Origin of the sequence: Stutzerimonas chloritidismutans (assembly GCF_020783375.1) — a bacterium.
In the GTDB taxonomy this organism is placed as follows: domain Bacteria; phylum Pseudomonadota; class Gammaproteobacteria; order Pseudomonadales; family Pseudomonadaceae; genus Stutzerimonas; species Stutzerimonas kunmingensis.
Map to the genome: position 1 here is coordinate 368,035 of NZ_CP086067.1, position 12,301 is coordinate 380,335.

The 12,301-nt window shown below is 63.7% G+C and carries 11 protein-coding genes; 8 read left to right on the top strand and 3 right to left on the bottom strand.

Translation table 11 applies throughout. From position 1 onward, the window contains the following. Positions 1–305 precede the first annotated feature (305 nt). The 6 genes from LLJ08_RS01710 (at position 306) to LLJ08_RS01735 (ending at position 5,104) form a co-directional block, all read left to right on the top strand. Complete coding sequence (locus tag LLJ08_RS01710; RefSeq protein WP_042927231.1) at positions 306–920, top strand: class I SAM-dependent methyltransferase; 615 nt, start codon at positions 306–308, stop codon at positions 918–920. Between the two features lie 177 nt (positions 921–1,097). After that, positions 1,098–1,376 carry a DUF3509 domain-containing protein gene (locus tag LLJ08_RS01715; RefSeq protein WP_003301474.1) on the top strand — a complete coding sequence of 93 codons (279 nt, stop codon included), beginning with the start codon at positions 1,098–1,100 and terminating at the stop codon, positions 1,374–1,376. 92 nt (positions 1,377–1,468) lie between these two features. Then, on the top strand, positions 1,469–1,942 hold the full coding sequence (locus LLJ08_RS01720) for a hemerythrin domain-containing protein (protein ID WP_023446037.1): 474 nt from the start codon (positions 1,469–1,471) through the stop codon (positions 1,940–1,942). A gap of 222 nt (positions 1,943–2,164) precedes the next feature. Then, positions 2,165–4,387, top strand: coding sequence for a putative bifunctional diguanylate cyclase/phosphodiesterase (locus LLJ08_RS01725; protein ID WP_023446036.1), 2,223 nt, complete (start codon positions 2,165–2,167; stop codon positions 4,385–4,387). A gap of 152 nt (positions 4,388–4,539) precedes the next feature. After that, a complete protein-coding gene (locus tag LLJ08_RS01730; RefSeq protein ID WP_023446035.1) occupies positions 4,540–4,857 on the top strand; it encodes a hypothetical protein in 318 nt (105 codons plus the stop codon). 64 nt (positions 4,858–4,921) lie between these two features. Further along, the gene (locus LLJ08_RS01735; protein WP_023446034.1) at positions 4,922–5,104 is read left to right on the top strand and encodes a hypothetical protein; all 183 of its coding nucleotides are present in this window, start codon (positions 4,922–4,924) and stop codon (positions 5,102–5,104) included. A 24-nt stretch (positions 5,105–5,128) separates the two neighbouring features. Here the strand turns inward: LLJ08_RS01735 and LLJ08_RS01740 are convergent, their stop codons facing one another. Beyond that, positions 5,129–6,313 (bottom strand): BaiN/RdsA family NAD(P)/FAD-dependent oxidoreductase, encoded by a 1,185-nt coding sequence (locus LLJ08_RS01740; RefSeq protein WP_041015630.1) that lies wholly within the window; start codon positions 6,311–6,313, stop codon positions 5,129–5,131. A 25-nt stretch (positions 6,314–6,338) separates the two neighbouring features. Here LLJ08_RS01740 and LLJ08_RS01745 point away from each other — a divergent pair, with 25 nt between their 5' ends. After that, complete coding sequence (locus tag LLJ08_RS01745) at positions 6,339–7,208, top strand: substrate-binding periplasmic protein (RefSeq protein ID WP_228208040.1); 870 nt, start codon at positions 6,339–6,341, stop codon at positions 7,206–7,208. A gap of 156 nt (positions 7,209–7,364) precedes the next feature. Here the strand turns inward: LLJ08_RS01745 and yccS are convergent, their stop codons facing one another. Together yccS and dbpA are read right to left on the bottom strand one after the other, a co-directional pair. Beyond that, the gene (gene yccS / locus LLJ08_RS01750; RefSeq protein ID WP_228208041.1) at positions 7,365–9,563 is read right to left on the bottom strand and encodes a YccS family putative transporter; all 2,199 of its coding nucleotides are present in this window, start codon (positions 9,561–9,563) and stop codon (positions 7,365–7,367) included. A gap of 132 nt (positions 9,564–9,695) precedes the next feature. Next, a complete protein-coding gene (gene dbpA / locus LLJ08_RS01755; protein ID WP_125860214.1) occupies positions 9,696–11,075 on the bottom strand; it encodes an ATP-dependent RNA helicase DbpA in 1,380 nt (459 codons plus the stop codon). A 182-nt stretch (positions 11,076–11,257) separates the two neighbouring features. Here dbpA and rloA2 point away from each other — a divergent pair, with 182 nt between their 5' ends. After that, the gene (gene rloA2 / locus LLJ08_RS01760) at positions 11,258–11,767 is read left to right on the top strand and encodes a retropepsin-like aspartic peptidase RloA2 (protein WP_228208042.1); all 510 of its coding nucleotides are present in this window, start codon (positions 11,258–11,260) and stop codon (positions 11,765–11,767) included. The last annotated feature ends 534 nt before the right edge of the window (positions 11,768–12,301 follow it).

Below are 12,301 nucleotides of genomic sequence, written 5' to 3' on the forward strand. Positions count from 1 at the left end.
TCTCGATGTTGCGTTTCGCTGCATTCCAGCCGTTGTAGAGCCGGACAGGATTTCGACAGGTTACGCGCTGCAAGTTTCAGTCCTGCAGCCGGACGGTCGTCGCTTTCTACCGGCGGCTGTGCGCTGGCGCACGTTGTGGGTGGCATCCTCGCCGTTCCAGGCGCAACGCTCAATGCCTACCTTAGCCGGGGGCGCCTAGCGGGGGGCAGCCGGGGGTGCCTGACCGGCAGTACAGGTCGGTCGCAGCACTGGCCCCAGGCTCGAGGCCGCGCTAGGGTTGCGCCATTCTCTTGCTGGAGTCGCCCATGAACGATACCGAGGCCGCCGCGCAGCGCACGCTCGATTACTACCGCCTCAATGCAGAGGCTTTCCGCGAGGGTACGCTCGACCACGACGTCAGCCAGAACATCGATGCCCTTCTGCGTCACATTCAGGCAGAACCGCCGCTGCGCATCCTCGACCTCGGCTGCGGTCCAGGTCGTGATCTGAAGACCCTGAGAACCCGTGGGCATGTGGCGATAGGTCTCGATGGAACAGAGGCGTTCGTCGAGATGGCTCGCGCCGACAGTGGCTGTGAAGTCTGGCATCAGGATCTGCTGCAACTGGAGCTTCCGGCCCAATCGTTCGATGGGATCTTCGCCAATGCGGTGCTGTTTCACGTGCCTAGCACCGAATTGCCCAGGGTCCTTTTGCAGCTGAGCGATAGCTTGAAGCCGGGTGGGGTGTTGTTCTGCTCCAACCCGCGCGGTCAGGACCAGGAGGGCTGGAGTGGCGATCGCTACGGCGTCTGGTATGCCTGGCCGACCTGGTGCGAACGCCTGCTGGCCGCCGGTTTCGTCGAACTGGAGCACTATTACCGCCCCGCTGGGCTGCCACGGGAGGAACAACCTTGGCTAGCGAGTGTCTGGCGTAAGGGCTGAACGGTCAATGCAGACCGCAGAATGCAACCTGCGTCACGCTTCGTATTGCGTTTTGCACGGCTTAATGCCTGGGCATAATTTCATAAGTTATTGTTTTTGCTAGATAAAAAATCATTGGTCAGGTTGGCACGAACGCTGCTCCGTTAGGTTCGCTGGAACTTATTGGAGTACAGAACAATGACCGCTGCACAACAATTCCTCACTGCCGCATTCCCTGAGTTCGAAGTGCTCACCGAGCCCCGCCCGGATGGCGGGCTGCTGCTGACCCTGCGCAACGACGACCGTGTTCTGGTCAAGCGAGCGCTTTCCAAGGGCCAGACCCAAACCCGGATGCAACTGGAATGGGTCGTCAGCTCGGTACGCCGGGACCTCGCGCTGGAGGCGGGGATGTCGCCTTCCATCGCACATCTGCAGAGCCAGAGCCGTACCGCACTGCCGACCTACGAGTACGCCTGAGCCGCCCGGCTGCGGGATGACCGCAGCCATATTTTTCGACACCGGGCCGCAGAGCCCGGTTCGTTTGCCGTGAAGCCGAAGAGGATAGCCACATGAACGCCATCGACCTGTTGATTGAGGATCATGAGCGCGTGAAGGACCTGCTGACGCGCCTGACCGATTCCACCGAGCGTGCCGTGAAGACACGCACCGAGCTGCTGAGCAAGCTGGAAATGGAAGTGACCATCCATACCCAGCTGGAAGAGCAGATTCTCTATCCCGCCTACAAGGAAGCTGGCGGCAAGGAAGAAGCAAAGATGTACCACGAGGCCAAGGAAGAACACCGTGCGGTGGATGCACTGGTACTGCCGGATCTGAAGGCAACCGATCCCGGCAGCCTCGAATTCTCCGGTCGCGCCAAGGTGTGCAAGGAGCTGCTCGAGCACCATATCGAGGAAGAGGAATCGGAAATGTTCCCGCAGGCACGCGAGCTTTTCGATGCCAAGCGCCTCGAGGAAATGGGTGAGCAGATGAGCGAACTGCGCGCCCGCCTCAAGAAGGAGCTGACCGCCAAGCTGGCGGCCTGAGTACCTGATGGGCTGCCGGGGCGTCCTGCCTCGGTGCGCCCGACTATCGTCTGCCCCCGGACCCATCGCTTCGCTGACTTGCATCAATAATGCGACGAAGCGCCGCTGCGACCCTAGATGGCTTTATGGCATCAATTGGTACCGTACCTGATCGTCGCCCCTGACTGGCAGAACGCCAAGGGAAGGTGGGCGCGCCGGGCGGGCCATCGCATCGGGAAAGGCATGGAAGACGAGCTGAAGGCGCTGTTGCAACGAGTCGGGCTGGGCCTCGACCAGATACTTACGCGCAAGCGTTTTCTGCAATGGCAAGCCAGCGATGCGCTGCGCCTTAACCGGGCGGCGGCTGAGCTCGAGCCGGCGCATCGGGTCTTCATCGAAAAACTCTACGAACACCTTGCCGACTTCGGCCAGCCGTCAGCGATGCGCAGCGATCGCGCCGGTCTGACACGCCTCAAGCAGCGTCAGCAGGAGTACTACCGCCGCCTCTGGAACGGGCCATATGAGCGCGACTATGTGCGTGATCGTCTGCTGGTCGGGCTGGTGCATCAGCGCGTCGGCGTCGATCTGGAGTGGTATCTCGGGGCTTATCGGCTGTATCTGTCGGAAATGCTGCGCGCCCTGGTAGGCGACGACGAGCAGCATGCGGTTTATGACAGCCTGCTGAAGATCGTCTTTTTCGACATGATTCTCGCCATCGACACCTACAGTGCGGCGCAGCGACATGCGCTGGAGGACAGCGAAGCGCGCCTGACGCGCGCGTTGCGCGGCTCCGAAGACGGCATCTGGGAGTGGGACGTCGAGCATGACCGGCTGCACCTTTCCGAGCGCTGGACCGCCATGCTGGCAATGCCAGCACAACCCAGCTACTGCAGCCGCAGCTGGTTCGAACGGGTGCACCCGGACGATCTGCCCGGGTTGCGCGAGGCCATCGCCGACCACCTTAACGGGCGCAGCCCTTCGCTGGTTCACGAGTACCGCGTCCGTACCGAGCGCGGTGAGTACCTCTGGGTGCTGGTGCGCGGTGTGGCCGAACGCTGCGAGCTGGGGACCTTGCGCATGGCCGGTTCGCAGACCGACATCAGCGCGCGCAAGGCCGCCGAAGACTGCTTGCGTCACGCGGCACGTCACGATGCGCTGACCGGCCTGGCCAACCGTCTGCACCTCGAGGAGCTGCTCAAGGAGGTGCAGCAGCGTCCCCATGGACGCGCTGCCGCGCTGCTGTTCGTGGACCTGGACCGCTTCAAGCTGATCAACGACAGCCTCGGGCATGGCGCCGGCGACCAGGTGCTGGTCGAGGTGGCGCAGCGCTTGCTGCGCTGCCTGCGCCCCGGCGATCACCTTGCACGCTTCGGTGGTGACGAGTTCGTCGCCCTGCTCGGCGATCTGGCCTGCGAAGCCGATGCCGAGCGTGTGGCGCAACGGATGCTGGTCGCGCTGCGTCAGCCGCTGCAGCTCGGCGAGCGAACGCTGTCGGTCAGCGCCAGCATCGGCATCGCGCCCTTGCAGCGCGATGGCCAGGCGCTGAACGCGCTGCAGGCGGCTGATCTGGCACTGTACCGGGCCAAGAGCGCCGGCAAGGACCAATTCGCGCTGTTCTGCGATGGCCTGCATTCCAAGGCGGCGCGCCAGCTGGAGCTCGAGAGCGCACTGGCGCAGGCGCTGACGCGCCGCGAATTCACCTTGCACTATCAGCCGATCTGCCGTGTAGCAGGCGATCAGCCCTATCTGGTCGGCGTTGAAGCGCTGCTGCGCTGGCGCTTCAACAACCAGCCGGTGGCGCCCAATGAATTCATTCCGGTGCTGGAAGAGTCGCGCGAGATCGTCCGGGTTGGTGAGTGGGTGCTGCGCGAGGCCTGCTGTCAGGTGCGCCGCTGGCAGCTGGCGGGTCAGAGCCAGCTGTACTGCGCGGTCAACCTGTCGATTCGTCAGCTGCAGCAGCCCGGCTTCACCGCGCTGCTGGCCCGTGTGCTGCGTGAAACCGGCCTGCCGCCCGCGAGCCTGCTGCTGGAGATCACCGAGACGCTTCTGATGCAGGACAGCGAGCTGATGATGGGCGCGTTGCACGAGATTGCCGCACTCGGTGTTCGTCTGGCATTGGACGACTTCGGTACTGGCTACTGTTCGCTCGGCTACCTCAAACGTTACCCGCTGCATGTGCTAAAGGTCGATCGCAGCTTCATTGCCGCCGCACCGGACGATGCCGACTCGGTGGCGATCAGTCGCGCCGTCATCGGCCTTGGCCAGAGCCTCGGCCTGGCCGTCGTCGCCGAAGGCGTGGAGCACCCCGAGCAGGTGGCGTTCCTCGTGGCCGAGGGCTGCCAGCTGGTGCAAGGCTATTGGTTCAGCCGGCCGCGGCCGGCTACGGAACTTCAGGCATTGTTCGACGGCGAGCGCTGTGTCGACGGGCTCTGGCGGCTGCGTCCCGCGCAGCCGGCGGTCGCGTGACGATCACGACGCCCGTCGAGCCGATCGGTGGGGGATGGGCTCTGACGGAGCGGTCAGGGCACTCTTGCGGCAAACGGGGGTCAACCTTCTGTGAATCTGCTGGATTCAAGAATTCGCCGGCCACTGCCGGACCACTCTGAAGGAGGTTAACCATGCGTCTTACCTATCTGCTGCCCCCCGTACTCGGGCTCCTGTTGGTCGGTTGCGGCCCGGATGAAGATCGCGAGCGCGAGCCGACCCCGCCGCCGGCGACTACCGAGCAGCCCGCCGCCCCTTCCACTGACACCACCACCCCGCCTGCAGGCAGTGGCACCGGGACCGGCACTGCGCCGAGCACCGGGACGGGTACCGGCACTGGTGCCTCGGGAGACATGGCGACCCCGCCGGCCGACAACGGTAGTGGCCTGGGCACTGAATCCGGCTCTGGCACCGCGCCCAGCACTGGCACTGGCACCGGTACTTCGCAGTAAGTTCGGCACCACCTGATCCGGGCACCCCTCGCTTGCCGCGGGGTGCCTTCAGCAGGAGACAGCGATGAAGTGGAAATTTGCATTCGCCGGTGCGCTGACCGCGCTGGCTCTGGCCGGGTGCTCGCCGGACGACGAAGAGTCCGCGCTGGATAACAACAGCCGCAACCAGCAGGAATATCAGAACACCGCGACCGATCCTGCCGGGCCGCGGGAAATTTCGCCGCCGTCCAACCAGGCTAACGAGTAGATCGTCGATTCGGCGTCGCGCAGGCTAGGCGAACTGGCCTGCGGCGTAGGCCGATGCCCAAGCCCACTGGAAGTTGAAACCACCCAGGTGGCCGGTAACGTCCAGCACCTCGCCGATGAAATACAGCCCTGCTGATTTCTGCGATTCCATGGTCTTGGATGACACTTCCCGCGTATCTACCCCGCCCAGCGTCACCTCTGCCGTGCGATACCCTTCGGTGCCGGCCGGTACCAGCTGCCAGTCTGTGAGCTTCTCTGCAATCGCTTCCAGCTCGCTGGGTACGTATTGCTTCAGTGGTCTGGATGCGAACCAGTGTTCGCAGAGCAGCCCGGCCATCTTGCGTGTGAAAACCTCGCCGAGCAGCGTCTTCAACTCTGCATTGGGGCGCTCCTGCTTCTGCGTCGCCAGCCACTCGCCGAGGTCGAGATGTGGCAGCAGGTTGATGTGCACCACATCTCCCGGTTGCCAGTAGGACGAGATCTGCAGAATCGCCGGGCCGGAGAGCCCGCGATGGGTGAACAGGATGTTTTCGCGAAAGCTCTGGCCGTTGCAGCTGACCAGGCAGTCCTCTACCGAGGTGCCGGACAGCTCGGTGCAGATCGTCTTGAGCTGCGGCTCGGTGATGGTGAAAGGCACCAGTCCCGCGCGTGTCGGCAGCACGTTGTGGCCGAACTGGCGCGCGATCTGATAACCGAAGCCGCTGGCGCCGAGGGTCGGAATCGACAGGCCGCCGGTGGCGATTACCAGCGATTGGCAGCGCACCGAGCCGATGCCGGTGTGTAGCAGATAACCCTCTTCATGCTTCTCGATCGACTCGACCGGGGTGTCCAGACGCAGGTCCACGCCAGCCTGCGCGCATTCGTCCAGCAGCATCTCGAGGATGTCGCTGGACTTGTTATCGCAGAACAGCTGGCCAAGCTTCTTCTCGTGATAGGGCACGCCGTGGCGGCTGACCATCTCGATGAAGTCCCACTGGGTGTAACGCGCCAGCGCCGACTTGCAGAAGTGCGAGTTACTGGAGAGGAAATTCGACGGCTCGGTGTACATATTGGTGAAGTTGCAGCGGCCACCGCCGGACATGAGGATCTTCTTGCCGGCCTTGTTGGCGTGGTCCAGCAACAGGACCTGTCGACCCCGTGCAGCGGCGGTGAAGGCGCACATTAGACCGGCCGCACCGGCACCGATTACCACCACGTCAGTCTGCACCAGCGCTTACCTCGTCGGAAAACGCGCGATGGTACTCCTGCCGCGGTTCCGATGCAGCCCGACATCCGACGAGACGCTGGCGTCAACTGGCGCGCTTTGTGCTTTGATTGGAGCTGATAGCGTTTCGCCAGAAGAGCGAGAGAATTTGACGGGCACACGGCGGGTCATCGGGTTGATATTGCTGCTGGCAAGCGCATCGTTGCCGGCCGAAGTGCTTCGTCTGGCCGGCAACGTCTGGCCGCCTTACACCGATCGCAGCCTGCCCGGTGAAGGGTTGTCGGTCGAGCTCATCCGCACCGCGCTCGGGCGTGGGGGTTATCAGGTGGAATACATCGAAGTGCCCTGGGAGCGCGCTTTGCTGGGTCTGCGCAACGGCAGCTACGACATGATCAACGGCTGGCCGACGGTCAAGCGCGTCGACTACACGCTCAGCTCACGCCCGTTTCTGAGCAACCGGATGCGCTGGGTCCAGCGCCGCGAGAGCAATTTCCGCTACGACGGGCTCGACAGCCTGGTTGGCCATCCCATCGCGCTGAGCCGGGGCTACATGTACAGCGACGAGCTGAACGAGGACACGCGGCTGGAGAAGGGCTATGCCGCCAACTTCGTCCAGGCGGCAAAGATGGTGCTTGCCGGGCGGGTCGACCTGACGCTGGAGGACGAGCGTACTGCGCTGTTCCATCTCGAGCGCGAGCTGGGGCATGAGCAGGATGCGCTCCGCTTCGTGCCGGGCGAGTTCCGGCGGGTGGAGCTGTCGCTGGTGGTGCGCAGCGATCATCCTCGGCTGAGCGATATCATCGCCACCTTCAACCGGGAGATCGCCGCGATGGTCGAGGATGGCAGTTACGCGGTGATCTTCGCGCGCCACGGAATGCCGGTCCCCACGGCGTTGCCTTAGTGGCCTTTTTGGTACGTTCAGCTGGTCAATTTCGGCGCCCATGGCCCTGATACTGCGCGCTGCTCCTTGCCAATAGCCCGCTATGACTCGTCGCAGCGCCTTGTCTCGGAGCCATGTTCATCCGAACGTGCCTCAACCTACTCACCGCACAGGCCACTAGCGCGAATCCTGTCCCTGGCCTGCCGGTTGCTGCTTGATCAGGTGGGAGGCCATGCTGCGCAGCGGTGCCAGCTGCCGGCAGATGAGCCCCAGCTGGGTCTGCACCAGACGGTGGGCATCGTCCATCTCGTCCGGGGTCTGCTCCAGCTGCTGCGCCAGCGCCTCTTCATCTTCGCTGTAGATGGCGACAGGCTTGTTCTGCGCCAGCGCGGTGGCCAGGTCGTCGAGGCTGGTCGCCAGTTGCTGCGCGGCGCGCTCCAGCAGGGCATCGCTGGCGTCGTCCGGCAGGCTCTCGCGATGGGCGCCAAGGCCGGAGAGGTAGTTGAGCAAGGTGTGCGAGAGGATCAGGAAGCGGAAGCCGGTTTCGGCATCCTTGCGGAAGTGTCCGGGCTCCAGCAGCATGTTCGACAGCGTGGTGGACAGGGCTGCGTCGGCGTTGTGTGCGTTCCGCCGGGCCAGGCGATAGGCGAGGTCGTCGCGCTTGCCACTGTCGTACTGACGCATGATCTGGCGCAGGTAGTCGCTGTTGCAGCTGAGGGTGTTGGCGACCACCTGATTGAGGCGCCGACCCTGCCAGTCCGGCAGGATGAGGAACACCGCGGCAGCGGCGATCAGGCTGCCGAGCAGGGTATCGAACAGCCGGGGCCAGATCAGTCCGTAGCCATCGCCAACCTGGTTGAAGCAGAACAGCACCATCAGCGTGATCGCCGCCGTGGCTAGGGTGTAGCGCGTGCTGCGGGTGGCGAAGAACACCACGCCGGCGACCACCGCGAACAAGGCCTGGATCGGCTGGCTGGGGAACAGATCGAACAGTGCCCAGCCGGCGATGAGGCCGAGCAAGGTGCCGCTGATGCGTTGCACCAGCTTGATTCGCGTGGCGCCGTAGTTCGGTTGGCAGACGAAGACCGTGGTCAGCAGCACCCAGTAACCCTGTTCGGGATGGATGGCATGCAGCACCGCGTAGCCGCAGACCAGGGCGATGGTCATGCGCAGGGCGTGGCGGAACAGCAGCGAAGTCGGCGTCAGCTGCAGGCGAATGCGATTGAATGCCTCGCGCAGGGACTGCGGCTGGCGGTCCAGCAGGCTGCTGTCCTGCTCGCCCTCCAGGGTGCCGGGGTCGCTGGCGCTGGCGAGCTGGCGCTGCAGCGTGGAAAGGTTGCCTGACAGCGCACGCAACGAGCGCAGCAGGCCGCGCCAGGCCGGATTGTTCTGCTCACGCAGGTGCTCCAGCGAGGCCTGCAGGTCCTCCAGCGCCTGCCCGTTGGCCTCGCTGTAGCGAAACACCTGGCGCATCTGGATAGCCTCGCCGAGGTCGGCGCAGGCGCTGGCCTGCAGCCGCAACAGGCGCTGGCAGCGAAACAGCACATCGCTGTGGAAGAAGGCCTCGGCCAGCGCCTGGTAGGGATAATGCGACGAGCTGACCCGCTCGTGCAGATCCTGGGCAAGGAAATACAGCTTGAGGTAGTGATTGATCTTGCCGCCGCCGCGGCCGTTGCCCAGGCGATTCAGCAGCGTTTCCTTGGCTGCATTGAGCGCGCTGACGACCCGGCCGTTCTGCTGCGCAAGTTCCAGGCGGCGCTGTTCCACGTCCAGCTGACGCACCGGCTCGAACAACGCGGCCTTGTAGCGAAAATACAGGCCCAGCTCGCGGTACAGCCGCGCCAGACTCTGCTGCACCGGCTGATGGGCGAACAGCGCGTTCCAGCCCACCGACAGCAGGCCGTACCAGGCCGCACCCGCCACCAGCAGCATGGGATCGCGCCACAAATGCTGCAGTGCGCCATCGCGCTGATCGGCCGCGATCATGCTGTAGATCGCGAGAATCAGGGTGGCCTGGGCAATAGCCCCGTAGCGCTCGCCGAGCGCGCCGAGCATGACCAGCGCAAAGGTGGAAAGCGCCAGGCCGGCGACGAACAGCCAGGGGTATGGGAATAGCAGCTCCACCGCGACGGCGGCAATGCTGAAGCACAGCAACGTTACCAGCAGCGCGTTGAGACGTCCGAGCCAGCTGTCGTCTGTTTCCGCCAGCGCGCTGGCGATGATGCCGAGGAACAGGGGAATGATCAGTGTCGGCTGCCCGAGATACCAGCTCAGACCCATGCTGCCGGCCATGGCGATCAGTACGCGCAGGCTGTAGCCGAACTTCTCCAGCGCCCACAGGCGACGTAAAAACTGGCTGAGCGAGGGTTGCGGCATGGAGCGTTCCGTTGGGGGAGGCCAGATTGGACGAAGCTGCCACGAACACTGTCACGGCCGGCTCGTGCGTTCAATCATCCGGGCCGCAGAAGGTCGGCCCGGATACGCGCGTTCAGCAGCAGGCGAACCTTCTCAGAGGACGCGGACCTTTAGCGAGCGGCCCTTGATCTTACCTTCGTTCAGGCGTTTGAGTGCCTGCTTGGCGACGCCGCGCTCGACAGCGACGAACGCCTGGAAGTCGAAGATGGCGATCTTGCCGACCTGGGTCCCGGGGATGCCGGCATCACCCGTCAGTGCACCGAGGATATCGCCTGGGCGCAGCTTGTCCTTGCGGCCCGCGCCAATGCACAGAGTCGCCATTGGTGGTTGCAATGGCGCGCCGGTCTTGGCCTTGAGCCCGTCCAGTGGCTGCCAGTTGAGCGGCGCCTGCTGCAGCTTTTCGATGGCTTGCGCGCGATGGGCTTCGGCCGGGGCGACCAGGCTCATGGCCAGGCCCTGGTTGCCGGCGCGGCCGGTCCGACCGACGCGGTGTACATGTATCTCCGGGTCGCGGGCCAGCTCGACGTTGATCACCATGTCCAGCGCATCGATATCCAGGCCGCGCGCGGCGACATCGGTCGCCACCAGCACCGAGAGGCTGCGGTTGGCGAACATCGCCAGCACCTGGTCGCGGTCACGCTGCTCCAGATCGCCATTGAGCGCCATGGCCGAGATGCCGTTGGCAATCAGGTGATCGACCAGCTCCTGGCACTGCTGCTTGGTGAAGCAGAAGGCCACGCAGCTTTCCGGTCGGAAGCTGGCGAGCAGGCGCAGGACCGCGTCCATGCGCTGCTCGGGGTCGATTTCGTAGAAGCGCTGTTCGATCTGTGCATCGTCATGCAGGGCTTCGGCACGCACTTGCTGCGGGTCGCGCATGAAGCTCGCGGACAGCTGCTTGATGCCGGCGGGGTAGGTGGCCGAGAACAGCAGGGTCTGCCGCTTGGTCGGTGTCTGGCCGATGATGTCGGCGATGGCGTCGTAGAAGCCCATGTCCAGCATGCGATCGGCTTCATCGAGCACCAGGGTGTTCAGCCCGTCGAGTTTCAGCGTGCCTTTCCTCAGATGTTCCTGGACCCGGCCCGGCGTGCCGACGATGACGTGCGCGCCATGCTCCAGCGAAGCGATCTGCGGACCGATGGAGACGCCGCCGCACAGCGTGAGGATCTTGATGTTGTCCGCCGCGCGCGCTAGCCGCCGCAGCTCCTTGGCGACCTGGTCGGCCAGCTCGCGTGTCGGACACAGCACCAGCGCCTGGCAGCCGAAATAACGCGGATTGAGCGGGTCGAGCAGGGCGATGCCGAATGCGGCGGTCTTTCCACTGCCGGTCTTGGCCTGAGCGATCAGGTCGTGGCCTTTGAGCATGACCGGCAGGCTCTGCGCCTGGATCGGCGTCATCGCCGCGTAGCCGAGGGCTTCGAGGTTCGCCAGCATGGCGGCAGAAAGGGGCAGAGAAGAAAAAGCGGTACTGGGCACGGGAAGAGTCTTCGGACGGGGAACGGCCTGCAGTCTATCAGGCCGACGTTGCACGCGCCGGTTGGCGGGCACCGAGATGGCTGTACGCCTGCACGGTGAAACGTTTTGCAAGACCGCCAGACGGAACCCCAAGGCATCGACCTGATCGAAATTTGTCCATTACCCGCTCCCAGGAGGTTGTTTTGTCTCGTGTTCTTTTCCTCGCCGGGCTGTTGGCGCTACCCGCTTTTGCCGACGAGCCCACCCTTTATGGACGTTATGAACACATCAAGGTCGCGGAGATCGGCAAGACCCTTCCCGCCAAGATGGATACCGGTGCCATGACCGCATCCCTGTCAGCGCGCGATATCGAGCAGTTCAAGCGAGATGGCGAGGACTGGGTGCGTTTCCGCCTGGCCGTCGATGGCGCGGATGACACCCTTTATGAGCAGCGCCTGCTCGGCATCAGTCGAATCAAGACGCGCGCGGAAGAGGCCGGCGATGTCGATCCCAACAGCGAGCCGCCACGGGCTGAGCGACCAGTGATCGGCATGCAGCTGTGCATTGGCGATCGCCAGCGTGAGGTCGAGGTCAACCTCACCGACCGCAGGCACTTCAGTTACCCGTTGTTGATCGGCGCCGAGACGATTCGTGATCTCAACGCCGCGATCTATCCAACCGAGAAGTATACGGCGGGTCGCCCGACCTGCTAGCGCGGCATTGCAAGCCCGCGACCATGCGGGCCGGACGGCATCGCCTCCGGCCCGGTCCTGGGTATTCCTGCGATCGCACCTCTTCACTGCAGCATGAGCCACCATGCGCTATCTTCCTCCCGCTCCTGGGCTGACGAGTACCTGCCTTGATACTGGCAGTCACTCAGGCGGCGCGATTCGCTTCGGCTTTTGCCCGAACGCTAACGGTCTGGACCGCGTCCGCCTGATCGAAATCCTGCCCGACAGAATGGGTTCGCAAAATAGCGCTTGCAATCCGCAGGAAATATATAAGCGGTAGTTTGATTGCTGCTATTTGCGTTTTTGGGGATTAACGATAATTAAGAAGTTGAGTTGCCAATATATAAGGCTGCATCTTTCTTTATTTAAATTCGGGCTTTTTATTCATTTGTCATTTGATCATCTGGTGCATATGAGTCACGTGACTGACCGGTCTCGCAAGTGCGCCAGCGAGTCGTTCGACCTCGGTGCGAGTCTCCGCGTCACCGCGCCGCACCGGTCGGCGTCAAAACCGTC

What these genes read in the sequence shown, in the direction of transcription:
- LLJ08_RS01710 (WP_042927231.1), top strand. Translation starts at nt 306, where the DNA reads ATGAACGATACCGAGGCCGCCGCGCAGCGCACGCTCGATTACTACCGC.
- LLJ08_RS01715 (WP_003301474.1), top strand. Translation starts at nt 1,098, where the DNA reads ATGACCGCTGCACAACAATTCCTCACTGCCGCATTCCCTGAGTTCGAA.
- LLJ08_RS01720 (WP_023446037.1), top strand. Translation starts at nt 1,469, where the DNA reads ATGAACGCCATCGACCTGTTGATTGAGGATCATGAGCGCGTGAAGGAC.
- LLJ08_RS01725 (WP_023446036.1), top strand. Translation starts at nt 2,165, where the DNA reads ATGGAAGACGAGCTGAAGGCGCTGTTGCAACGAGTCGGGCTGGGCCTC.
- LLJ08_RS01730 (WP_023446035.1), top strand. Translation starts at nt 4,540, where the DNA reads ATGCGTCTTACCTATCTGCTGCCCCCCGTACTCGGGCTCCTGTTGGTC.
- LLJ08_RS01735 (WP_023446034.1), top strand. Translation starts at nt 4,922, where the DNA reads ATGAAGTGGAAATTTGCATTCGCCGGTGCGCTGACCGCGCTGGCTCTG.
- LLJ08_RS01745 (WP_228208040.1), top strand. Translation starts at nt 6,339, where the DNA reads ATGGTACTCCTGCCGCGGTTCCGATGCAGCCCGACATCCGACGAGACG.
- yccS (WP_228208041.1), bottom strand. Translation starts at nt 9,563, where the DNA reads ATGCCGCAACCCTCGCTCAGCCAGTTTTTACGTCGCCTGTGGGCGCTG.